This is a genomic window from Acidithiobacillus concretivorus (assembly GCF_018853445.1).
In the GTDB taxonomy this organism is placed as follows: Bacteria; Pseudomonadota; Gammaproteobacteria; order Acidithiobacillales; family Acidithiobacillaceae; genus Acidithiobacillus; species Acidithiobacillus concretivorus.
Genome location: NZ_JABELD010000003.1, coordinates 105,029 through 128,793, shown reverse-complemented (window position 1 = coordinate 128,793; position 23,765 = coordinate 105,029). Strand labels below are relative to the sequence as shown.

The window sequence follows — 23,765 nt, the reverse complement described above, 5'->3', positions numbered from 1 at the left end:
GTGTAGGGTTTGATACTGACCGTCAGGCGATCAGGCCAGACCCGCCGGACCTCGGCATCGGCGACCCAGGGCAGGGCATCCAGAGAATGGCGGATTTGTTCGGGATTCGCCCACAGAAAGCCGCGTGCCGCATAGGGCTTCAGAACTGTGTTGATTTCGGCCAGAGGAATTTTGGGAGAACTGCCGGTAATGGTCAGCGTGTTGATGGGCATCAGGGAGGGTTGCTGAAGCCATTGCCATCCGGACCATCCTCCCCAGGCGAGAATGCTGATACTCAGGCCACCCGCAAGGACCTTTCCATAAAGCTTCCAGGGCAGGGGCTTATGGGCTTTGGCAGCAGCGGCCTTGACGGGTGCCGTCCGGGGAGGCTTGGGTTTTTCCTTCAGGGTGGCTGCAGGCCGTTGGGGCTGTTGTCCGTGGCGATAATCACGCATGACACTAACCATGATTCACTCTCCTCTGCGCCGTACGCAGTATGGTCTTGCATAATTCGGGGAAATCCATGCCCACAGCTTTGGCGGCCATGGGTACGAGGCTGTGGCTGGTCATGCCAGGAACACTGTTGATTTCGAGAAGATGTATTTTTCCCGATGCACTGATCATGAAATCGACCCTGCCCCAATCTCTGCCACCCAGTTCGGCAAATGCGCGCAGAGCCATGGCCTGCAGTTCGGCATCTTTGGTGGCACCCAGCCCCGAAGGCAGCAGATAACGGGTATCCTCGGCAAGATATTTGGCATCGTAGTCATAAAAGGCGTGCGGGGTTTCAATGACAATGGGTGGAAGCGCTTTGCCATCAACAATTCCGACCGTGGCTTCATGACCAATAACAGCCGCCTCGCAGAGGATTTCATCTTCGAGCGCAAAAGCATCCGTTATGGCTTTATCCAGTTCCTCCGGCCCATTCACCCGGCTGACGCCGAGGCTCGAACCACCATGATTGGGTTTGATATAAATCGGCCAGATAAAGTTTGCCGCGAGATCAGGTCGCTGATCGTGACGCCGCATCAGAATCCCTTCTGTTACGGGGAGGCCGGCGGCTTTCCAGATCTGCTTGGAACGCCACTTGTCCATGGCCAGTGCCGAACTCAAGACGCCGCTTCCGGTGTAGGGAATGGCAAGGGTTTCAAGGACGGCCTGGAGGAGGCCATCCTCGCCGATGGCGCCATGACAAACATTGAAGGCGAAACGGACGCGTTCATCCTGCAGCTGCTGTTGCAGACGTTCTGGTTCAATATCAATGCCCAGCGCTTCCATGCCGCTGCTGCGCAGGGCATCAAGGACTGCCGCAGCACTCAGCAATGACACCTCGCGTTCGCCGGAGGGACCACCGTAAAGGACGGCTGTGCGTATGGATTCAGCCATGCTTCGCCTCCCCCAGAATGCGCATTTCGGCTTGCAGCCTGATGCCGAACTGTTGCTGGACTTGTGTTTGTACGTCTTCCACCAGGGCCTCAATATCAGCCGCCTGGGCATCGCCCCGGTTGATGATGAAATTGGCATGCTGGCTGCTGACTTCGGCCTGCCCACGGGCTTTTCCCTTTAACCCGGCCGCTTCAATCAAGCGGGCCGCGTGGTCACCCGTCGGGTTACGGAACACCGAACCACAACTGGGCCATTCGAGAGGCTGCGTGGCGGCGCGTTTTTCCTGCCAGGCGCGCAAGCGTTGCATGACTGCCGTACTTTCCTCGGGAATCAGGCGGAGTCCGGCCGCTACAAAGCAGGCGTCACCATGGCCGTACACTTCCCGATAACCAATCTGGAAATCGTGGGGCGTAAGTCGCTGAATTTCACCATGGGGATGAATGACTTCCACCCATTCCACCAGGCTCCAGGTGTCGCCCCCATGCGCGCCGGCATTCATGCTCAGGCAGCCCCCCAAGGTGCCGGGAATACCCGCCAGAAACTCTGCGCCGGCCAGTCCTGCCTTGGCCGCAAAATGCGCAATTTTTACCGCACCCGCACCGGCGCCGACACGGAGCAGATCATTTTCTGCCAAAACGATCTGATCCAGGGTATTGGCGAGGCAGATGGTGGTCCCGCGCAGTCCGGCATCGCGCACCAGCACATTACTGCCCAGCCCTATCCAGGTGAGCGGTGGAACCGCAAAATGTCTTAAAAATCCTTGCAGATCTTCGCGGGTGCCAGGTAGATAGAAGCGATCAGCCGGTCCTCCAACCCGCCAACTGGTATGGCGTTGCATGGGCTCTCCCAGGCGCAGGCGGCCACCAATGACCGGCATCATGGGGCAGCCTCCGCAAATGCTTCGGCCCATTGGCCGGCCAGACGGGCAATGCTGCCAGCGCCCATGGTCAGTAGCACAGCGTTCGCAGGCAGATAAGGGCGAATCTGCGCCGGGGCATTGAGCAGCTCCGGCAAATAGTGAACGCTTATTCCCTGGGCACGCATGGCTTCGCTGAGTGCCTGACTGCTGACTCCGGGTAATGCTTTTTCGCCCGCACTGTAAATATCGGTGAGTATGACCAGATCCGCCTGGGCCAGACTGTGGACGAAATCGCCAAACAAGGCCTGGGTTCGGCTATAGCGATGCGGTTGAAAGGCGACTACCAGAGGGCGATCAGGCCATACGGCCCGGGCGGCGCTGATGGTGGCGCTCAGTTCGCGGGGGTGGTGACCATAATCGTCGATAATGGTGATACCGGCGAACTCGCCGACCTGTTCGAAGCGTCTACCTACCCCGCGAAAATCGGCCAGGGCACTGCGAATGGTCTGTTCGGTAACCCCGACTTTGCTGGCAATACCGATGGCGGCAAGGGCGTTGAGTACGTTGTGTTGTCCAGGAATCCCCAGCTCTACATCCAGCCAATGCACATAGTCATTGTCCACCCGCCGCCAGACTTCAAAGTGACTGCCCACGCCCTTGACGGTCACATTTCGGGCCTGCAGGTCCGCATCAGCACCGAATCCATAACGCAGCACCGGGGTGCGCAATTCTGGAATCAGGCCGGCGACCATGGGCTCGTCCGTACAGAGTACGGCAAGACCATAGAAAGGCAGGCGCTGCAGAAACTGCAAAAAGGCATTGCGCAAATTGTCGAGACTGTCGCCATAGGTTTCCATGTGGTCGGCATCAATATTGGTGACGACGGCCATGACCGGAGCAAGGTACAAAAAGGAGGCGTCCGATTCATCGGCTTCAGCCACCAGGTATTCACCGCTACCCAGGGCGGCATGGGTGCCCGCACTTTTCAAACGGCCGCCAATTACAAAAGTGGGATCCAGACCGGCGGCTCCGAGAATGCTGGCGACCAGGCTGGTTGTGGTCGTTTTGCCATGGGTTCCAGCGATGGCGATGCCCTGTTTGAAGCGCATCAACTCGGCCAGCATTTCGGCGCGGCGAATCACTGGAATACGTAATTCCCGGGCTGCCTGTACTTCTGGATTGCTTTCTGGAATGGCCGAAGAAATCACGACGACATCAGCGCCGCGCACATTGGCGGCTTCGTGACCTGAAAAAATCCGCGCACCCAGATCAGTCAGGCGCAGGGTCGAGCTGCCTGGCTGTAAATCAGAACCGGAAACCGCATAGCCAAGATTGAGCAAAACCTCGGCAATACCACGCATGCCGCTGCCACCTATTCCGACCATGTGAATTTGTCTGACCCAGTTACGCATGGTTTACTCCTTCCGGGTGCATACAAATTTGGGCGACGGCTGCAGCTGCATCGCCCCGGCTTTGTTGTCTGGCCGCCTCTGCCCAGCGCAGGCGTAAAGCTGGATCATTGAGCAGAGGGCTGAGAATATCCCGTAATTCCTGGGCATTGAGATTTTCCTGGCGAAGCATTCGCGCGGCCCCAGCGCTTTCCAGAAAATGCGCGTTGGCTGCCTGGTGATCATCCACGGCAAATGGAAAAGGTACGAGAATGGCTCCCAGCCCTGCCGCTGCCAGTTCGGCTACGGTGGCAGCGCCGGCGCGGCATAGCGCCAGATCTGCCCAGCCCAATGCGACACTGATATCCGGGATAAAGGGCTCGACGCGGACGTTGATACCTGCCGCCGCATATTCGGCTTGGGTACTTTCGTAATGATCCTTGCCGGTCTGGTGCCAGATTTGTGGACGCTGTTCGGTGGGCATAGCCGCTATGGCGGCGACACTGACACTATTCAGTGCCTTGGCTCCCTGGCTGCCGCCCATAATCAATAAACGGGCAGGACCCTGATGACTGGCGAAGCGCTCCTGCGGCACGGGGAGCTCGCGGATGCTGCGGCGTACCGGGTTACCTACCCATTCACCCCTGGGCAGGCGCGCCTCGGGAAATCCTAGAAAAACATGTTTGGCCAGAGGCGCCAGCAGGCGATTGCTCAGTCCGGCGATGGCATTTTGCTCGTGCAGGCATAGTGGACAACCCATACTCCAGGCCGCCAGTCCTACGGGGGCTGTCACATAGCCGCCCATACCCAGCACCGCCTGGCTGCGGGTTTGTTGAATGATTTTCCGGGCCTGAACAACGGCTTTGCTGACCCGCCAGGGCATACGCAACCAGCGTCCCATACCTTTTCCGCGAACGCCTTGCATGTCGATGGTATGCAGGGGATATCCGCGTTCGGGGACCAGACGCGCTTCCATCCCGGCAACGGTTCCGGCAAAGGCTACTTCCACCCCCTGATCGCGTAACATGTCGGCGACCGCGAGGGCCGGAAATACATGCCCGCCAGTACCACCTGCAGCAATGAGGACGCGTTCAGCCATGCTGTGCCTCCTTCTGCATCAGGTCTGTTTGTTGAACAGAAAGCGCTTGATAACGCCGGCTGACGGCCAACACAACACCCAGTGCGGCGCAGAGAAACACCAACGCACTGCCGCCGTAACTGATCAGTGGCAGGGCAAAACCCTTGGTGGGAAGAGCGCCAAGGTTGACGCCCATGGACATGACCGCCTCACCGCCGAACCAGGTCAGCGTGCCGTAGCAGAACAAGGCAAAAAAAGCATCTCCGGCGGCAGCGGCGCGGCGTCCGATACGATAAATGCGCCAGCAGGCCACACTGTAGAAAATGGCCAGTGCCCATACCCCGATCATGCCCAGTTCTTCGCCGATCACTGCCAGAATGAAATCGGTATAGGATTCCGGCAGATAAAAGTATTTCATGATGCCATCGCCGAGGCCGACCCCGAAAATGCCACCCCGACCAAAGGCAATCAGGGACTGTACCAACTGAAAGCCCGCTCCGTAGGGATCTGCCCAGGGATTCTGGAAGGCGGTGATGCGGGCTAGTCGGTAGGGGGCTGATACGGCAAGGATTCCCAACGCGCCACCGGCAACAATGCCCGCCAGTAGAACGTAAGTAATGGGTAATCCGCCCAGGAACAACATGACGCCAGTGAGCAGTACCACCATCGCAAATGAGCCAAAATCAGGTTGTAGTAACAGAAGTAACCCCAGCAACCCCAGCACCACAAAAATCGGCCAGAGTCCTTCCTTGAATTTGCCGAGGAGCTCCCCTTTGCGTACCACATAACGTGCGAGGAATAAGAGTAGGGCAAATTTCAGCAGTTCTGAAGGTTGCAGGCGGACAATGATGAAATTGATCCAGCGATGTGAGCCGTTGACGGCAACGCCGATGACCGGCAAAAACACCATCATCAGGGCAATCAGGGAAACAATCATGAGGGGAAAGGTCATGCGTTCCCAGAAGTCGAGATCAATGCGGCTGAAGTAGTAAAGGACTGCTGCGGCCAGAATGACATAAAGACCCTGACGTTCGGCAAAAAAGAACGGATTACCGGTTTCATGCTGGGCAATGGGCGCGCTGGCGGAGTACACCATGATCAGACCAAAACCCAGTAGCACCAGAATGATCCACCATAGAATGGTATCTGCCGTTCCGTTTTCGGCCAGCCACCAGCTTGGACGCTTCATGATTTCCCTCCAGCCAGTTCCTGAACGGCAGCGGTGAACTGCTGACCCCGATCCTGATAATCCTGGAACATATCGGTACTGGCGCAGGCCGGTGAAAGTAGAACCTGATCTCCAGCTACGGCTCTGGCTGCGGCTTTAAGAACCGCCTCCTGCATGCTGTTGGCATAATCTACCGGAATGATATTTTCCAGCAGTTGCGCGATTTTTTTGGCATCTTTGCCGAGCACAATGGCTGCGCGCTGACCACGGCAGGCTTGCTGCAACGGACGGAGATCCGCCCCCTTGGCATCGCCACCGAGAATCATCACCAACGGTCCGGATAAGCCGCTCATGGCTTTGAGCGTGGCACCCAGATTGGTTCCCTTGGAATCATTGTAATAATTGACTCCCTGATATTCGGCGACCCAGGCCAGTCGGTGCGGAAGACCGGAAAACTGGCGAAACACCTCCTGAATGGCGGCAAGTGGGAACCCGGCAGCTTCGGCCAGGAGTGCTGCTGCCAGGGCGTTTTCGATATTGTGCCCGCCCTGCATACGCAGGTCGGCAATGGCAAGCAGGGCTCCGCTGTTGCGCAGCGTGAGCTGGTCATTCAGTACATAGGCATCACTGCGGTCATCATGAACGGCAAAGCAACGGATGGTCACGGAGTCTGGGACTTGCCCGGGCAAGCTCGACGTAAATGCATCTTCACCATTCAAAACCAGTAGATCACCGGCATTCATGTTCTGAAAAATCCGGGCTTTGGCAGCCCCGTACTGCGCGTAGTCACCATGCCAGTCCAGATGGTCGGGACTGAGGTTCAAAATGGCAGCCACCCGGGGACGAAAAGTCGTGCAGGCATCCAGCTGAAAGCTGGAGAGTTCGAGGAGATACCAGGCGGGTTCAGGACCAGATTCTGGTAATAGCTCCAGTGCCGGAGTCCCCAGGTTGCCACCAGTCGCAACCATTATCCCGGCTTTTTGGGCAATTTCGCTGACTAGCGTGGTAACGGTGCTTTTACCGTTACTGCCGGTGATGGCAATGATGGGTGCCGTGGCCAGCAACGCAAATAATTCAATATCACCCATGACAGTGATTCCTGCCTGTTTGGCCTTCTGTAAGGCAGGCAGGGTAGGGGCAAGACCGGGACTGAGCAGAATCAGATCGCTGTCGAGCAGCAAATTTTCAGGAAGCGCTCCGAAATGAAAAGTGACTTGGGGATATTGCGTACGGAGGGTATCAGCATTTTCCAGGTGGCGGGTATCCGCCACCTGACAATGTCCACCCAGGTGCAGGGCGGTGTTCAGGAGTGATTGTCCGGTTTTGCCGAATCCGAGGATGAATACTTTTTTGCCGTTGAGTTTCATGTCAGCGGATCTTCAAACTGGAAAGGCCGATGAGCACGAGAATCACGGTAATAATCCAGAAACGCACGGCTACTCGTGGCTCTGGCCAGCCTTTTTTCTCAAAATGATGATGAATGGGCGCCATGCGAAACACCCGTTTGCCCGTCAGCTTGAAGGAGGCCACCTGAATCATTACCGACAAGGTTTCCATGACAAAAACCCCACCCATGATGACCAGTACCAATTCCTGTCGGGCGATGATGGCGACAATGGCCAATGCGGCACCGAGCGCCAGTGCGCCGGTATCGCCCATGAATACTTCGGCAGGATAGGTGTTAAACCAGAGAAAGCCGAGCCCGGCACCGACCAGTGAACCGCAGAAAATCAGCATTTGCCCGGAACCTGGCACCCAGGGCAGATCGAGGTAATGGGCGAATACGGAATTCCCTGAAACATACGCAAATATTCCCAGGGCTGCAGCCACCATGACGGTTGGGACGATAGCCAGCCCGTCCAGGCCATCGGTCAAATTGACGGCATTAGAAGTGCCGACAATGACGAAGTAGCTGAAAATGATAAAGCCGAATCCCAAGGGAATCAGGACATGAGGTACAAAAGGAATAATCAGACTGGTTTCTACGGGCTTATCGGCCAGTCCATACAATACTCCGGCTGCAGCCAGGGCAAACAAGGACTGCAGACCATATTTGGCGCGGGCGGATAAACCTTTGGTGTTTTTACGCCGCAGCTTGCGCCAGTCGTCAACAAAACCTATGCCGCCAAAGGCAAAAGTGGTGATGACCGCCACCCAGACCAAAGGATTGCGCAAATCTGACCAGAGCAGGGTGGTGATGATGACAATCAGCAGAATCAAGGCCCCACCCATGGTCGGCGTCCCCTGTTTGCTGAAGTGGGTTTCCGGTCCATCATTGCGCACCATCTGCCCGATTTTGTAATAGCGCAGCCGGGCAATGAAAAAAGGACCAATGACCAGGGAGAGGACCAGCGCGGTCAGTATCGCCAGTACGCCCCGTAGGGTCAGATACTGAAACACGTAAAAACCGTGGTAAACATGACCGAGCTGCATGAATAGTGCGTAGAGCATCAGACGTCTCCGGCCACAAGTGCCTGAACGACACGTTCCATGTGTGCGGCTCTGGAACCTTTTATCAACACTACCGTTTCCGGATTCAGATGGGGCTGCAGAGCATCAATCAGGGGCGGGAGTTCCATAAAATGCTCTGTACCGGCTGCAAAGGCTCCGACGGCTTCGGCGGCCAGTTGTCCCAGCCCGTAAACCGCATCAATACCCAGTTGTTGGGCCAGAACTCCTGCCTGGCGATGATAAACTACTGTATCGGGACCCAGTTCACCCATATCTCCGAGTATGAGAATACGTTGGCCGGATTGGGCAGCAAGAACACGCAATGCGGCCTCTAATGACGCTGGATTGGCGTTGTAGGTGTCATCCAGAATCCGGCAGCCGCTCCTTCCGTTGCGCCATTGCAGGCGCCCGGGAATGGCCTCTAACGTGGCTACGGCGCGCTGAATCTGAGAAATGCTGATATCCAGGGCCAGTGCGGCGGTAACTGCCGCCAGGACATTGGCACCATTATGTCTTCCAGGTAGCGGAACTTCGAGGGTGAATTCACCCTGGGGGGCGCGCACATCCAGTTGGCCGCTGCTTCCTGAACGATCCTGCCAATGTCCTCGGACGCGTACCGGGAGGTTGTTCAGGCTGAAGCGCCACACTTCGCCCGGAGCTTTTTCTGCCCAGAAGTCGGCAAAGTGATCGTCACCGTTCAAAATGCTAATGCCACGATTGTCCAGTCCCGAAAGAATTTCTCCCTTGGCCGCCGCGACGGCCGCTACACTTCCAAGCCCGGCCAGGTGGGCGGGGCCCGCATTGTTGATAAGGGCCAAAGTTGGTTTGGCCAGAGCACTAAGTACAGTGAGTTCGCCGGCATGGTTCATACCCATTTCAAGAACTGCATGACGATGCTCCTTGCCCAGTCTTGCCAGGGTCAAAGGCACACCAATATGGTTGTTCTGATTACCTTGAGTGGCCAGTACAGGGCCGCTTTCGGCGAGGATGGCTGTCAATACTTCCTTGACCGTGGTTTTGCCACAGGAGCCAGTAATCGCCAGTACTGGTATGTTGAAACGCTGCCGCCAATGCTGTGCCAGGTCTTGCAAACTTTGTAACGTGTCCTTGACCACAACTCCAGGGGCATCCACCTGCCGGTTGCTGAGTACGGCGGCCGCGCCCTGCGCTAAAGCTGCCGGAACAAAATCACTCCCATCAAAGCGTTCTCCGGCAAGTGCAACAAACAGTTTGCCAATCATGGGTTGGCGACTGTCTGTGGCAATGCCGTGTATTTCGTCTTTTCCCTGACTGTCAGGCAGAAGTTTGCCGCCCGTGATGCGGGCTATTTCGTTGAGAGAGTAGCGCATCATGGGAGAAGAGCCTCCATCGCTACCTGTTGGTCATGAAAGGGAGTTTTCTGACCCATGATTTCCTGGGTCCGTTCATGCCCTTTACCGGCAATCAGCACCCAATCCTCTGCTTGGGCATGGTGGATGGCATGGTGGATGGCCGCCGCCCGATCATGAATGACCTCGACGGCTTCAGGGTGCTGCATGCCTGCAAGAATGTCGCGGATAATATGGGCGGCATTTTCACTGCGGGGATTGTCATCGGTGAGGATGACCTGATCGGCCAGACGTTCGGCGACTTCTCCCATTTCCGGACGTTTACCCCGATCCCGATCGCCGCCACAGCCGAAAACCACAAGGATTTGCCCTTTGGCAACGGCGCGAATATCCCGAACAATGCGTTCCAGTGCATCGGGAGTATGGGCGTAGTCAATCATGACCTGCGCCTTGCCGGACGTGGCCGGGAGGCGCTGATAACGCCCTTCGGGCAAGTTGAGTTGGTGAATGTCAGCGTCACTGACCTCCCAGCCTAGCCCGTTTGCGGTGCTCAGGGCGGCCAACAGGTTTTGGACATTGCTGATACCAATGAGTGGGCTGCGGATTTGCCGTATTTCTTCTGCTGTCTGCAGGGTCAGGAGCGTGCCACTGGCCCCGGCATGTATCTCCCTGGCCTGAAAATCGCAGACAGATGATCCAAAACCGAGAATCTTTACGGAGGGATCTATTTGCTGCGCAATTTGTGCGGAAAATGGATCATCCTGATTCAGAACGGCCAGCTTCAGATCGGGGAATTTGAACAAACGGGCTTTGGCAGCGCCGTATTGACGCATGTCACCATGAAAATCGAGATGATCACGACTGAGATTGGTAAACACCGCTGCAGCGAATGGTACGGCGGCTACCCGCCCAAGGGCCAGAGCATGCGAGGAGACTTCCAGAGCAATGACTTTGGCACCCTGATCCCGAAGCAGCGCCAAAGTTTCCCAGAGACGAACGGCTTCCGGGGTGGTGTTAGCATGGGGGACGAGCGCATCTACAGGCCCGTAGCCCAATGTTCCGATAATCATGGCCGGTTGTGGTGCGAGTTCGGCAATCAGCCGCGTGACGCTACTTTTGCCATTGGTGCCGGTCACGCCGATCAATAGCGGTGCTACTCCTTCATCCCAGCGATGCCAACGGCGCAAGGCCTGGCCGAGCTTGTCGCGAAGGTTGGGAGTCTGCCAGCAAATAGAGCCATCGCCTTGCGGAATGACGGCCTCGTGCCCGGCTTCCAGTACGGCGGCCACGGCCCCCGCCTTCCAGGCTTCCGCCAGAAACTGATCGGCATCGCCACGATGATTGTCTAATCCTACGTAGAGCATACCCGGCTGCAAACGGCGGGTATCTGTTTCGATGCCTGTGACAGCCAGCTCCCTGAGGGCGGCAGGTACGGCATCAAATAGCCGGGATAGTGGTTCAGTGCGCTGCATCACCAGCTCCTTCTGCCCATTGTTGGGCTTCGGCGGCAGTGCTGTATGGATGTTTGGCAGCGTTTTTCAGAAGCCCCGGGTCTGGTTGAATACCCATGCTTTGCAGGGCGGCTGCCATGGTTACCCGAAATACTGGCGCCGCCACGACTCCGCCATATCGCCATCCCTGGGTCGGGGCGCGTACTACGACGGCCATCACCAGGCGCGGGTCTTGGGCAGGTGCAAAGCCTACAAAACTGGTATTTACCAGGTTTTTATGGAAGCCACCTTTGCCGTTGGCCATGATGGATGTCCCGGTTTTGCCCGCTACCTGATAACCCGGGATGCTGGCCAGAAAGCCGGTGCCGCCCGGACTGGTAACGCCGCTCAGCCATCGGCTCAGTCGTGCGGCAGTAGTTGCAGGCATAATCCGAATCCCGTTTACTGAGCTGGTATCCTGACGGATCAGGGTAGGTGCTACATAAACCCCTTGATTGGCAATGGCAGCATAAGCGGCCGCCAGTTGCAGGGGGGTTACCGATAAACCATATCCGTAAGCCATGGCTGCTCTGCGGGCAATATCCCACCCCTGCCAGGCTGGCAGCATTCCGGAACTTTCTCCGGGCAGCCCCAGACCGCTGCCTTGTCCAAAGCCAGCCTGATGGAGCATTTGAAAAAGATCCGCCGGAGGAGTGCGCAAGGATATTTTTGCGGCCCCGATGTTGCTTGAATATTTAAGGACTTGCGCCAGATCCAGATTGTTGTGACGGACATCATCCTGGATACAGAAACGGGCCACGCGAAAACAGTTGGTGTTGACGTTGAAGGTACTGTCGGGCTGGATACTGTTGTCGTCCAGCGCCGCTGCAATGGTGAACGGTTTCATCACGGAGCCGGGTTCAAAGGTGTCGGCAACGGCCCGATTATTGTAAAGGCCAGCCTGATAATCATGACGATCATTGGGGTTGAAAGCGGGGTAACTGACCATGGCCAGCACTTCACCGGTCCGGGCATTCATGAGCACCGCTGCCCCGGACCGGGCCTGGAAGCGTTGCACGGCCGAGGCCAGTGCGGTGTAAGCCACATACTGAAGATTGCGGTCAATGCTCAAAGTCAGGACTTTGCCGGGCTGGGCAGAATGGGCGGGGCCTTGCAAGCTCAGCGGGTGGCCGTGATTGTCGCGCAAACTGGTTTCTTCCCCTGCTTTGCCGGTTAACCACTGGTTATAGGTCAGCTCCAATCCTTCAATACCTTTACCGTCTACGTTGGTAAAGCCGATTAGTGGAGCCGCAATGCTTCCGGCAGGGTAATAACGCCGGTTTTCGGTGAGGCTATGCAAGCCGGGAATATGCAGTGCCGTGATTTTTTCGGCCCGTTCGGGACTGATCTGGCGGGCGATAAAGGCAAAATGGCTGGCGCCCGTGTTGACGCGTTCATGGAGTTCGTTGACGCTGATTCCCAAGGCGGAAGCCACAAGCGGCCATTGACTTTCCTGGTGGGTGAATACTTGCGGATCTACCCAAAGGGTTTTGACCGGAACGGACAAAGCCAGGGGTTTACCCTCGCGGTCAACAATGGAACCACGCTGCACCGGCAACGGGAAATGCCGCAAATAGCGTTGGGCTCCCTGGTCGCGTAAAAATGGACCATGCTCCACCTGGGCGCGCCAGGCCTGAGTCATGACTGCAGCAAAGGCGAGTGTTACGGCTGCCCAAACGGCCGTCGCCCGCCACGCCGGTAATGCGCGTGCGGGGATTTTGGCCGGATAGGCAGCCCTGTTCACTGCGCTTTCACCATGACAATCTGATTGTTTTTGGGGGCACTTAAGCCCAGTTTCTGTCGGGCGATATCTCCAACGCGCGCATTGGAAGCGAGTGTGGCCTGCTCCAGTTGCAGCTGTCCCCAGCGATTATCCAGGGAAAAATGTTTCGCCTGGGCTTCCTGCAAGGCAATAAACTGGCTTCGGGTGCTTTCCCGTGCAGCCACTATACCGAGCAGCGTTACCATAATGAGAATGGCGAGAATTACCGTATTACGCCGCATGACGCTCACTCCTTTCGGCCACTCTGAGTACCGCTGAACGGGAACGGGGATTCATCTGGATTTCTTCAGCGCTGGCATGAATGGCCTTGCCGACTGCGCACCATGGTAGCGGTGGAATTTCCGCTGCGCGCAAGGGCAGGTCGCTGCTGACCCGAAAAGCATCTGCCCGGAAAAAGCGTTTGACCATGCGATCTTCCAGTGAATGAAAGCTGATGATGGCCAGACGTCCGCCAGCACGCAGTACCGCCATGGCCTCGGGAAGGAACTGTTCCAGCTCTTCCAGCTCATGGTTGATAAAAATACGAATGCCTTGAAAACTACGCGTCGCCGGATTTAACCCCGAGTCGTGACGGGGAATGACCTCGGCGATGAGTTCGGCAAGCTGGCCAGTGCGTTGCAAGGGTGATTGCGCACGATGTTTGACGATTTTGCGGGCAATCGCGCGGGCGAATCGTTCTTCACCGTAATTTTTCAGCACCCGGCTGATTTCTGTTTCATCAGCATGGTTCAACCATTCGGCGGCACTGATGCCGCTGTCGGGATCCATGCGCATGTCCAGAGGGCCGTCACGGAGGAAGCTGAAGCCGCGCTCGGCTTCGTCAAGTTGCGGGGAAGAGACCCCTAGATCGGCAAGAATCGCATCCACATTTTCCCAGCCAAGACTTTCCACAACACTGCGGATTTCACTGAAACGTGCTTGGCGGATCAATACCCGGTCATCGTCAGCAAAGCGGTCTTTCAGCGCGGCAACGGCACTGGGGTCGCGGTCGAGGATTAATAACATATCCCGATGCTGAAGTTTCTCCAGTAGTGCCGCGCTATGACCGCCACGCCCTCCGGTCACATCCACGCAACGTCGGGCTTGGCCCCCGGTGAAGGCGGGTTGGAGCATGGCAACGCTTTCCTGCAAAAGTACCGTAATGTGAGATCCGGACGCGGGTATGTTCACAGGACGAGATCCCCCAGGCTGGCAAATCCATCGTTGTTGTTCAGACTGTTTTCCTGGTAGCGATCCCAGCATTGGGCATCCCAGATTTCGAATTTATTGATCTGACCGACGACGACCAGTTCTTTGTCAATTTCTGCGAAGCGCCGCAGATTGGGCGAAAGTAGAATGCGGGCCTGACTGTCGAGCCGCATCTCTTCCGATTGTCCGACAAACATCCGTTGAAACTGGCGGGCGGCTGGATTGTTGCTGGGGAGTTCGGCCACCCGGGCTTCTACTTTTTCCCAGGTGGGAAGGGGGTAGGCCACCAGGCAATGTTCACCTGGGCGGCTTTGCACATCGATGGTCACCACAATCTGACCGTCGCATTGGGTATTCAGCCAGTCGCGGAAGCGCGCCGGGACGTTCATGCGTCCCTTGCTGTCGAGATTATGCCGGTGCGTTCCCCTAAACATTTTGTGCTTTACTCTCCAAAACCTTCCACTTTGACCCACTTTTCCCCACAAGTTGAAGAATAGAGGGCGCGCATCTGACTGTCAAGGAGAAATATTGAATAATTACGGCATGTTAGAGCATGTTGATAAAGATGTATAAAATACTTTAAGGGGTTCTTGTAATTGTTGGATTATGCTGTACAAAGTGATTTTTGGCGTGTTTTCTAAAAAAACAGAAGAGCGGCTACTTGCGTCATGAAATCAATCGAATTGATATTTAATTCATGCGCTTGGATCGTTGAGTCGGTGTTTTTGTCAGAAGCCGATGACGAAGAGAGTAAAAATTGGAGTGGGCCGATAAGCCGGGTTCTGTCGTGGACGACCATTCCTCTAGGCCTACACTTGCGCGCAGGCTCCAGCAATCTACCCGCATGCACCGCGGACCACGGTATCGCATGCCTATTTGATCTTGCTCCAGGCGGGGTTTTCCCTGCCATTTCCGTTACCGGAAATGCGGTGCGCTCTTACCGCACCATTTCACCCTTACCGGCGCTTGCGCGCTTGGCGGTATATTTTCTGTGGCACTTTCCGTAGGCTCACGCCCCCCGGCCGTTAACCGGCGCCTTGCCCTATGGAGCCCGGACTTTCCTCCCCGGATAAATCCGCGGCGGTCGTCTGGCCCACTCCGAGGCGGATCATACGCGCTTTCAACAGGACTGTCAGAAGAAAACCATCCATTTTGCGAACTATACTTCATTCATCAGGATGGGTGGTGTATCGAGTATCGGGTATCGGGTATCGGGTATCCGGGTGACCGGTACTGTTTACTAAAAGGAGTGAATATTATGATTGCTGACAATTTTCTGGATGAAGCACGCGATGTCCCCTCAACCACGCCGATGGAAAGAGTGGTGGCTTGGTCTATTTTCCGCAGTCGGGAGGACGCCAAGAAGCTGCTTGACCATGTGCATTTGGCACCCGGGCAGGCGCTGGTAGGCGGGCACGGTCAGGACAGTGTGGCCGCTTATTGGTGGGTGGGTGTTCAGGTGCAGGACATGAGCCAATGGGGCAATGCTACGGCGGTCAACAAGCGGGGTCGTTTGGGGGATTGAAGGCGGGGATCAGATCGGGTAACGCCCTGAGTAAGGTTTTCTTGTTTTGGTAGTTGCCTAAAACCTGTCGCTGGTAGGCCCTGCGCAGGGCATTGCCGAGTTCTGGTCCCGGAGAAACGCCGAGTTCTATGAGGTCTTCGCCACGGATCAGCGCTTCAGGAAGCGTTTTCCAGAGTCCCCGTTTCTGCCAAATCTCGCGGGCACAGGTGATGGACGACAAATCACTGTGACCAGCACCACGTGCATCGGCCTGGGCAATATCCAGGAGCAGGCTACGGTCAGGAACACGAAGAGCCAGGCGGGCATAGGCCTGTTGCTTGGCCCGATCCCGAAACAGGGCGTGAGGAGCCCCATGCCAACGGAGTAATGGTAAAATCTGTTGCTGTAAATGTTGTCCGGGAAAATAGCGATTCAGGAACTCGCATGCCCGAGCAAGGGAATGCTCATGCCCTATGGCCCGCCAGCGATTTTGTGGATCGCGCCGGGTGCTGTCGGCTTTACCCAGATCATGCAAGAGCGCTGCCAGCATCAGGATGATGTCGCGTGCGGGCAGACCCTGGCGCAAGGCAGCGGCTTCGGCAAGCACTTTTCCCGTATGTATCCAGACATCTCCTTCAGGGTGCGCATCTGGACGCTGAGGTACGGCCTGCAGCGCTTCGAGGGCCGGGAATGCGCGGATGCTGCCGGTGAGTGCCAGTGCATCCCAGGCTGCCCGCAGGTTGCAGCCACGCAGCAGGAGCGCCTCCCATTCCTTGCGCAGCCGTTCGGTAGGGATTTCCGATAATTGCTCGGCCAGTTTTTGGCAATGTGGGATGCTGCTTGCTTCGAGATGAAAATCCAGTTGCCCGACCAAACGCGCAGCCCTGAATGCTCTAAGAGGGTCATCAGCAAAGGTGCCGGGATTCACGATACGCAGCCGTTTTTTTTGCAGATCACGCAGCCCGCCCACGGCATCCAGTATTTGTCCGGAGCGCCAGTCCCAGGCCAGGGCATTGACCGTAAAATCACGACGCTGGACAGCAATGGACCAGGGCAGGTGCGGGTCGGTTTCGCCGCGTGTTTGGGGCAGGGTAAATTCCGCACCGCCAGCCACCCAGACTGCACAGCGACCACCCACCCGATGCGCAGCAAAAGGCGCCAGGCATTCTTCCAGTCGCGCTTCATTCAGCGCATGGATTTCCATGTCCCAGTCATGGATGGGTACGCCTAACAGACTGTCGCGAACCGCACCGCCGACCAGCAGCGTCCTTGCCCCCGCACGTTCCAACGCATGGATTATTAGCGTCAGTTTTGGCGGGATGGGGATTTCCATAAACCTAATTTTTGCGCATCTCGGTCAATAATTCGGCGTAGCGTTCGGCGACAACCCGACGTTTGATTTTCAGGGTGGGTGTTACTTCACCATGAGCTTCGCTCAGAGCTTCCGGCAAAACGGCAAAGCGCCGTACCTGCTCATAGGAAGGCAGATCCTGTAGTGCAGTATGGATACTTTCCTGTAAAGCCTTGCGCAGGGTACTTGCCTCAGGATTAATGCCGAAGCGTTCCTGCACCTGTTCCGGATTGGGGAAAATCAGGGCACTCAGGTAAGGAAGGCGGTCTCCGAAGACCACGGCCTGGCTGATGAGCGCCTGAGCCATCAGGCGCATTTCAATTTTTTGTGGGGGAATGTTTTCGCCCGCCGAATTGACGATCAAATCTTTTTTACGATCACAAATACTCAGGTATCCATCGTCATCCAGACTGCCGACATCGCCGGTATGTAACCAGCCTGCCACAATGGTTTCCCGGGTGGCACTGTCATTATTCCAGTAGCCGGACATGATGGATGGCCCGCGCACCAGGATTTCGCCATCGGCGGCAATGCGGCCTTGCAAATTAGGCAGGAAGCGGCCGACAGTGCCTGGTCGGATATCATTCAGAGGATTGGCGGCAATGACCGGGCTGGTTTCGGTCATGCCATATCCCTCCACCACAGGCAGGCCGATGTCCAGAAAAAAACGGGTGATATCGGTATCCAGCGGAGCTCCTCCGGAAACGAAAAAACGCAGACGTCCCCCCAGTTTTTTGCGTAGCCCGGAGGCTAAAAGACGGCGCGCGACATACCGTTGCCATGGAGGAGCAGAACGATCACTGGCACTTAGCCCGGCACCGCGCTGCATGAAACGACCCAGCAGGCCACTACGTTCCTCCACGCCCCGTCGGACCCGGCTGTAAAGCAACTGAAAGACTCTGGGAACAGCAATAACGATATCAGGATGCGCCGCTTCCATATCGCGCAGAACCGTATCAGGGCGTTCAGCATAGGCAACTTCCAGTCCGAGCAGGTAAGCGCCAAAGTGCCCGGTCCCTCGCTCAAACACATGTGATAGTGGAAGAATGGACAGCAGCCGCTGGCCGCGTCGTAAGGGGACTAAAGGCAAAAAACCAGCAATATTACTGAGAATGTTGCCATGACTAAGCATGACGCCTTTGGGCCATCCGGTTGTTCCAGATGTGTAAACAATGCTGGCAATTTGCTCACGTTGCAATTCGCCAAGGCGTTCTGTCAGCTCCAGTTTGTGTAGCGCGGTATTGTCCTGTTCGAGTTGTGCCCAGTGGTTTAGCTGGGCACTTTGGGCTGCCTCAGGATTTCTGAGTAATATGCGTTCATGAGGGACCCCCCAACCCTCGCCACCCATTTTTTCCCATTCGTTGCTACCCTCCAGCAACACCAGTCCGGCGCCACTGTCCCCCAGAACGTAGTGAATTTCCCGAGGACTAAAACTGGGGTATAGAGGAACCGTGATGGCGCCAATGCTGAGAATAGCGAAATCCATAATGGCCCAGTCCATAGAGTTGGGTGCCATCAATATGACTCTTTCTCCCCTTTTGACGCCCAGGCGTAGCAGGCCCTCAGCGCGCGCCCGCACCTGGGTCTGAAAATGGGCAGCACTGACTTTCTGGAAGCCCTGTGGCTGGCGCTCCAGGGCAATACAGCCATTTGGATCCAGTGTGCAACGTGCGAAAAGCCCTTCGGGCAGACTCCGAAAACGATCAAGGTCTGCCATCATTTCAGCGCATGGCCTTCTCGGTAGGGGTCAGGCTACGTTTGAAGCTCTCCATTTGAAACAGGCGGTCCATATATTCCTGGGTTGCCTTGGCCGCTGCGGGCAGGCTGATATCGAGTATGGGTAGGCGCCAGAGCAGGGGGGCAATGGCACAATCAAGAATGGACAGATCATCACCAAAAAGAAAACGCTGTTGCGTAAAAATGGTGCTGAGTCCCGCCATGGTGCTGCGGATTTGTTCTTTGGCCGCCTTGATTTGTTCCGGGCTGAAGCCGGGCTGGAAAAGCGGCGCAAACCAGTCCTGGTCAAAGCGCAGCAGCCCCAGACGAACTTTTGCCCGCGAGATAGGATCAACAGGAATAAGAGGAGGGTGCGGAAAACGTTCGTCCAGATACTCCATAATCAACACGGATTCGTGAATGGCAAGGTCCCGGTCCAGGAGGGTAGGAACCTGATTATAGGAATTGAGTTCAGCGAGCTCTTCAGGCTTCTGGGCAAGATCGACTTCAATGGTCTGATATTCCATTGCCTTTTCTTCCAGAACAAAACGCACGCGCTGCGCATACACGCAATCGTCACTGGAATACAATGTCATCAGGGTTTTTTTGCTGCTGGGCGTGGCCATATTTGAACTTCCTTGATCGCAAGTTGAGTATATCTTTAACATGAAACCCGTAAAGGATTTCATCGGCTCGCTGATTATACATGACTACCGCATTGTTGGGGTATTTCCATGAGGAAAGAGCGACTGATGGAAAATATTATTTGTTAATGAATGTCAATAGGCCTTGTCGAGGACTGTGGGGCGCTGTAAACTTCCTGACCAGTCGGTTAGTTGTATAGAGACAACAAAAGTTGTAACCTAAACCACAACTGTATGGGAGGGCGGTCCTGAGGATCGCATAGGAATTAAAATTATGATCCGTCAGCGCACACTGAAAAATATGATTTGGGGCACCGGAATCGGCCTGCATAGTGGCCGCAAGGTTTATCTGGGCCTTCGTCCCGCCCCGATTAACACCGGCATTGTTTTCCATCGCAGCGACATTGAGGGCGGTGCCTGGATCAAGGCAGATCCTCTTCATGTGGTGGATACCCGTCTTTCCACCAATATCGGCGACGGGCAGATTCGTGTGGGCACCATTGAACATCTGATGTCAGCTTTGGCTGGCTTGGGTATTGATAATGCCTATATAGATCTGGATGGTCCGGAAGTGCCAATTATGGACGGTAGCGCGGCGCCTTTTGTTTTTTTGATTCAATGCGCAGGCATTGAAGAGCAGAATGCGCCCAAGCGTTTCATCCGTATCACCAAGCCACTGCTTGCCGAAGACGGTGATCGTTGGGTGCGTCTGGAACCTTTTGATGGATTCAAGGTGAGTTTCACCATTGATTTTGACCATCCGGTCGTCAAAAACGGTGGCCAGGACGTGACTGTGGATTTTTCACGCACTTCCTACCTGAAAGAAGTGGCGCGTGCCCGGACTTTTGGTTTTATGCGAGAAGTCGAAACCCTCCGAAAAATGGGCCTGGCTCTGGGTGGTAATCTGGATAACGCCATTGTGGTGGATGATTACCGCATCCTCAATGAAGAGGGTTTGCGATATACCAATGAGTTTGTCCGTCATAAGGTTCTCGATTCCATTGGAGATTTGTATCTGCTGGGACATCCTCTGGTGGGACATTTTTCCGGGCACAAAGCAGGGCACGCTCTCAATAACAGCCTGTTGCGATACTTGTTGCAGCGCCAGGATGCCTGGGAATTTGCGGATTATTCCGAAAGCTCTGCGCCCTTTTCCTTTGCGGAAACCTTGGTGTCTTCTCCAGCCTGAGCTTTTTCCAGGGTCTCTGCCAGGCGCAGCATGGCCCGGGCGATAGCTGGTGCCATCTGCTTGCTGCTTTGTTTGAGGGTTTGGGCAGCTTGATCCGAGTAGGTTTCAGGTTTTTTCTGTACTCTGGTTTGAACGGGGAGTTGGGCATGCCAGTGCCTGATGCTGGACTGGATTTGTTGTACAGGGTCTTCGGGAAATTCCTTATTCCAGCGTTTAATCACTTTTTTTTCATTACGCCGTAACCAGGCGAGCCAAACCGGACTTTGGCAAAGCACTTGTAAAGTGTTATTCGACCAGGCCACCAGCCAGGTGTGGTCCTGGATTTCCAGATCAAGCATGGCATTCCAGGCAGGCTGACGTTCCCGCAGCAGGCGGGCATGCTGAACAATGCTGCCGACATTTCCTGAGTGGCGTAGTGTAAATGGGCGTTGTGGTCGCTGTCGTTTATCATTCATGGGCTTTCATGCTAACCTGCAAAATATTTTTTACCTAGGTTTGTCTATTCATGTTTGGAACCATCATCCGTCATGTGGTTGGTAGTCGCAATGAGCGTCTGATTAAGAAAGCCCGTGCTGTAGTGGTCAGGATCAATGCGCTGGAAGAGCAATACCAAGCCATGGACGATAGCAGTCTGGCTGGGCAGACAGCTCTTTTCAAAGAGCGTATCGCCCGGGGTGAAAGCCTGGATGCCGTGCTGCCCGAGGCTTTTGCTGTGGTTCGCGAAGCTACCCGGCGGGTAATAGGTATGCGCCATTATGACGTGCAGTTGATTGGCGGATACATGCTGCATGAGGGCAAAATCGCAGAAATGCGGACTGGCGAAGGCAAGACGCTGGTCGCTACGCTGCCCGCCTATCTGAATGCCTTGTCGGGCAAGGGCGTGCACGTAATTACCGTCAATGATTATCTGGCTAGCCGTGATGCCCAGTGGGTTGCCAAAATACATAATTTTCTGGGTCTCAGCGTGGGTACCATCATTTCCGATTTGGCCACGGAAGACCGGCGGGCGGCTTATGCAGCCGATATTACCTACGGTACCAATAATGAATTCGGCTTCGATTATTTGCGCGACAATATGGCTTTTTCGCCTGCTGACCGGGTCCAGCGTGGTTTGCATTACGCCATTATTGACGAAGTAGACTCCATCCTCATTGATGAAGCGCGGACTCCTCTGATTATCAGCGGCCCCACGGAAGAAAATACGGATTTGTATTTCCGGGTAGACAAGCTGGTAGGGCAATTTGTTGTCGAGGAAGATTACACGGTTGACGAAAAAGCCAAGCAGGTGATGCTCACCGAGGAAGGTATCGAAAAGGCCGAAAGGCTCATGGCTGAACATGGCCTGCTGACTGAAGATAATCTTTACGATCTGGCTAATGTCACCCTGGTACATCATCTGAATCAGGCGCTGCGGGCGCACGTCATTTATCATCGCGAAACGGACTACATTGTCCGAGATGGTGAAGTTTGTATTGTGGATGAATTTACCGGTCGTATGATGACCGGGCGGCGCTGGTCTGATGGATTACATCAGGCAGTGGAAGCCAAGGAAGGGGTCGAGGTCCAGAATGAAAACCAGACGCTGGCTTCCATTACCTTCCAGAATTATTTCCGGATGTACGACAAGCTTTCCGGAATGACCGGCACGGCAGATACCGAAGCGTTTGAACTGAATCAGATTTACAATCTGGAAGTGGTGGTTATCCCGACCCACAAGCCGGTTCGGCGTCTGGATATGGCGGATCTGATTTATCGCACGGCTCAGGAAAAATGGACGGCGATTGTTGAGGATATTCGTGATTGTCATCAGCGTGGACAACCGGTGTTGGTGGGTACAACCTCCATTGAGCACAACGAGTTTCTCTCACATTTGCTCAAGCAGGCAAAAATTCCCCATGAAGTGTTGAACGCCAAGCAACACCAAAGAGAGGCAGAAATTATCGCCCAGGCGGGTACGCCCGGAGCGGTAACCATTGCCACCAATATGGCCGGCCGTGGTACGGATATTGTGCTGGGCGGCAATGTGGGGCATCAGGTGGATATGGTGCTGGCAGATCCGGACATGGATGAAGCGCGTAAAAGTGAGCGCGCCGAATCCCTGAAAAATGGTTGGCAAGGCTTGCATGACCGGGCAATTGAAGCGGGTGGCCTGCATATTATCGGTACGGAACGTCATGAATCCCGGCGGGTTGATAATCAGTTGCGGGGTCGTTCCGGTCGTCAGGGTGATCCGGGCACCACTCGCTTTTATCTGTGTCTGGAAGATCCGCTGATGCGGATTTTCGGCAGTGACCGTTTGGGTGGACTGATGCAGAAACTGGGGATGAAAGAGGGCGAGGCCATCGAACATCCCTGGGTCACCAAATCCATTGAAAATGCGCAGCGCAAGGTCGAAAGCCGTAACTTCGATATTCGCAAGCAACTGCTGGAATATGATGATGTAGCGAATGAGCAGCGCAAAATCATTTATCAGCAGCGCAATGCTTTTATGGATGCGGATGATGTCAGTGAGGAAATCCAGGTGTTGCGTGAAGATGTACTGGATGCTGTGCTGGCAGACCACACCCCTGCCGGGGTCATGGAAGAAGAATGGGATGTTCCTGGTCTGGAGTCGGCCCTGCAGCGGGTTTTTGGGCTGGAAGCTCCAGTCGAGCGGTGGCTGGAACTGGACAAGCGTTTAAACTACGAAGGTCTGCGCAGCAAAGTCATGGAGCTGGTGCAGACATCTTATGCCGAGAAAGAAGCCTTGATGGGTAGTGAAATGGCGCGCCATTTTGAAAAGTCCATCATGCTGCAGGTGCTGGACAGCCAGTGGAAAGATCATCTGGCAAGTATGGATCATCTTCGCGAAGGCATTCATTTACGTGGTTATGCACAGAAAAATCCCAAGCAGGAATATAAAAAAGAATCCTTGGCGATGTTCAACAGTATGTTGGCGCGCATGCGCGAAGAGGTCATCAGTACCTTGTCGCGTCTGCATGTCAGTCCGGCGGCGGAAACCATGGATTGGGACGCTCTGGCGCGTGCCGCCGCACCCCAGCACTTACAGTTTTCTCATCCTGATTTTGCGGCGGAGTCGGGAGCTGAAAATTTAGGCTTGACCGCATTAGCCGGGAGTGTGCCCGGTGAACAGCTGACGGATACGTCGCCCCATTCTCCGACGCAGTCGCCGCTGATTGCCGATGACAAAATTGGCCGGAATCAGCCCTGCCCCTGTGGATCAGGCAAAAAATACAAGCATTGTCACGGACGCTTACAATAAG

21 protein-coding genes and 1 other RNA gene are annotated in these 23,765 nt (G+C 55.4%); 3 read left to right on the top strand and 19 right to left on the bottom strand.

Annotated elements, in window-relative coordinates:
* The 15 genes from HJG40_RS01020 to rnpB all read right to left on the bottom strand — a co-directional run.
* The coding region (locus tag HJG40_RS01020) for a cell division protein FtsQ/DivIB (protein ID WP_215862472.1) at nt 1–446 on the bottom strand (446 nt) is incomplete at its 3' end.
* The gene (locus HJG40_RS01015; protein WP_215862471.1) at nt 439–1,365 is read right to left on the bottom strand and encodes a D-alanine--D-alanine ligase; all 927 of its coding nucleotides are present in this window, start codon (nt 1,363–1,365) and stop codon (nt 439–441) included. The genes HJG40_RS01015 and HJG40_RS01020, both read right to left, overlap by 8 nt.
* Nucleotides 1,358–2,245, bottom strand: coding sequence for a UDP-N-acetylmuramate dehydrogenase (gene murB / locus HJG40_RS01010; RefSeq protein WP_215862470.1), 888 nt, complete (start codon nt 2,243–2,245; stop codon nt 1,358–1,360). Before murB ends, HJG40_RS01015 begins: the two co-directional genes overlap by 8 nt.
* Nucleotides 2,242–3,636, bottom strand: a complete 1,395-nt coding sequence (gene murC / locus HJG40_RS01005) for a UDP-N-acetylmuramate--L-alanine ligase (RefSeq protein WP_215862469.1) — start codon at nt 3,634–3,636, stop codon at nt 2,242–2,244. The genes murB and murC overlap by 4 nt, the downstream gene beginning before the upstream one ends.
* Complete coding sequence (gene murG / locus HJG40_RS01000; RefSeq protein ID WP_215862468.1) at nt 3,629–4,711, bottom strand: undecaprenyldiphospho-muramoylpentapeptide beta-N-acetylglucosaminyltransferase; 1,083 nt, start codon at nt 4,709–4,711, stop codon at nt 3,629–3,631. The genes murC and murG overlap by 8 nt, the downstream gene beginning before the upstream one ends.
* Nucleotides 4,704–5,879 (bottom strand): putative lipid II flippase FtsW, encoded by a 1,176-nt coding sequence (gene ftsW, locus HJG40_RS00995; protein ID WP_215862467.1) that lies wholly within the window; start codon nt 5,877–5,879, stop codon nt 4,704–4,706. The genes murG and ftsW overlap by 8 nt, the downstream gene beginning before the upstream one ends.
* Nucleotides 5,876–7,225, bottom strand: coding sequence for a UDP-N-acetylmuramoyl-L-alanine--D-glutamate ligase (murD, locus tag HJG40_RS00990; RefSeq protein WP_215862466.1), 1,350 nt, complete (start codon nt 7,223–7,225; stop codon nt 5,876–5,878). The genes ftsW and murD overlap by 4 nt, the downstream gene beginning before the upstream one ends.
* Nucleotide 7,226: 1 nt before the next feature.
* On the bottom strand, nt 7,227–8,309 hold the full coding sequence (gene mraY, locus HJG40_RS00985; protein WP_215862465.1) for a phospho-N-acetylmuramoyl-pentapeptide-transferase: 1,083 nt from the start codon (nt 8,307–8,309) through the stop codon (nt 7,227–7,229).
* The gene (locus HJG40_RS00980) at nt 8,309–9,661 is read right to left on the bottom strand and encodes a UDP-N-acetylmuramoyl-tripeptide--D-alanyl-D-alanine ligase (RefSeq protein ID WP_215862464.1); all 1,353 of its coding nucleotides are present in this window, start codon (nt 9,659–9,661) and stop codon (nt 8,309–8,311) included. The genes mraY and HJG40_RS00980 overlap by 1 nt, the downstream gene beginning before the upstream one ends.
* On the bottom strand, nt 9,658–11,109 hold the full coding sequence (locus HJG40_RS00975; RefSeq protein WP_215862463.1) for a UDP-N-acetylmuramoyl-L-alanyl-D-glutamate--2,6-diaminopimelate ligase: 1,452 nt from the start codon (nt 11,107–11,109) through the stop codon (nt 9,658–9,660). Before HJG40_RS00975 ends, HJG40_RS00980 begins: the two co-directional genes overlap by 4 nt.
* On the bottom strand, nt 11,096–12,871 hold the full coding sequence (locus HJG40_RS00970; protein ID WP_215862462.1) for a peptidoglycan D,D-transpeptidase FtsI family protein: 1,776 nt from the start codon (nt 12,869–12,871) through the stop codon (nt 11,096–11,098). The genes HJG40_RS00975 and HJG40_RS00970 overlap by 14 nt, the downstream gene beginning before the upstream one ends.
* The gene (ftsL, locus tag HJG40_RS00965; RefSeq protein WP_215862461.1) at nt 12,868–13,131 is read right to left on the bottom strand and encodes a cell division protein FtsL; all 264 of its coding nucleotides are present in this window, start codon (nt 13,129–13,131) and stop codon (nt 12,868–12,870) included. Before ftsL ends, HJG40_RS00970 begins: the two co-directional genes overlap by 4 nt.
* Complete coding sequence (rsmH, locus tag HJG40_RS00960; protein ID WP_438263553.1) at nt 13,121–14,107, bottom strand: 16S rRNA (cytosine(1402)-N(4))-methyltransferase RsmH; 987 nt, start codon at nt 14,105–14,107, stop codon at nt 13,121–13,123. The genes ftsL and rsmH overlap by 11 nt, the downstream gene beginning before the upstream one ends.
* Entirely contained in the window at nt 14,077–14,532 is a 456-nt protein-coding gene (gene mraZ, locus HJG40_RS00955) for a division/cell wall cluster transcriptional repressor MraZ (RefSeq protein ID WP_215862459.1), read from the bottom strand. Before mraZ ends, rsmH begins: the two co-directional genes overlap by 31 nt.
* 321 nt (nt 14,533–14,853) lie before the next feature.
* Nucleotides 14,854–15,198: RNase P RNA component class A (rnpB, locus tag HJG40_RS00950), an RNA gene on the bottom strand.
* Between the two features lie 158 nt (nt 15,199–15,356).
* Between rnpB and HJG40_RS00945 the strand changes: the two genes are divergently transcribed.
* Nucleotides 15,357–15,623 (top strand): hypothetical protein, encoded by a 267-nt coding sequence (locus tag HJG40_RS00945; protein ID WP_215862458.1) that lies wholly within the window; start codon nt 15,357–15,359, stop codon nt 15,621–15,623.
* On the opposite strand, the gene HJG40_RS00940 is transcribed toward HJG40_RS00945, so the two are convergent.
* The 3 genes from HJG40_RS00940 to HJG40_RS00930 are packed head-to-tail and all read right to left on the bottom strand — an operon-like array spanning nt 15,595 to nt 19,295.
* On the bottom strand, nt 15,595–16,935 hold the full coding sequence (locus tag HJG40_RS00940; protein ID WP_215862457.1) for an HD domain-containing protein: 1,341 nt from the start codon (nt 16,933–16,935) through the stop codon (nt 15,595–15,597). The two genes, HJG40_RS00945 and HJG40_RS00940, sit on opposite strands and share 29 nt — an antisense overlap.
* Nucleotides 16,936–16,939: 4 nt before the next feature.
* Nucleotides 16,940–18,673, bottom strand: a complete 1,734-nt coding sequence (locus HJG40_RS00935) for an AMP-dependent synthetase/ligase (RefSeq protein ID WP_215862456.1) — start codon at nt 18,671–18,673, stop codon at nt 16,940–16,942.
* A gap of 1 nt (nt 18,674) precedes the next feature.
* Nucleotides 18,675–19,295 carry a glutathione S-transferase N-terminal domain-containing protein gene (locus HJG40_RS00930; protein WP_215862455.1) on the bottom strand — a complete coding sequence of 207 codons (621 nt, stop codon included), beginning with the start codon at nt 19,293–19,295 and terminating at the stop codon, nt 18,675–18,677.
* A gap of 292 nt (nt 19,296–19,587) precedes the next feature.
* On the opposite strand from HJG40_RS00930, the gene lpxC reads away from it, so the two are divergent.
* Nucleotides 19,588–20,502: a UDP-3-O-acyl-N-acetylglucosamine deacetylase gene (lpxC, locus tag HJG40_RS00925; protein ID WP_215862454.1), complete on the top strand. Its 915-nt coding sequence runs from the start codon at nt 19,588–19,590 to the stop codon at nt 20,500–20,502.
* Here the strand turns inward: lpxC and HJG40_RS00920 are convergent.
* Nucleotides 20,442–20,957, bottom strand: a complete 516-nt coding sequence (locus tag HJG40_RS00920) for a DciA family protein (RefSeq protein WP_215862453.1) — start codon at nt 20,955–20,957, stop codon at nt 20,442–20,444. The genes lpxC and HJG40_RS00920 overlap by 61 nt on opposite strands.
* Before the next feature lie 50 nt (nt 20,958–21,007).
* On the opposite strand from HJG40_RS00920, the gene secA reads away from it, so the two are divergent.
* Nucleotides 21,008–23,764: a preprotein translocase subunit SecA gene (secA, locus tag HJG40_RS00915; protein WP_215862452.1), complete on the top strand. Its 2,757-nt coding sequence runs from the start codon at nt 21,008–21,010 to the stop codon at nt 23,762–23,764.
* Nucleotide 23,765 lies beyond the last annotated feature (1 nt).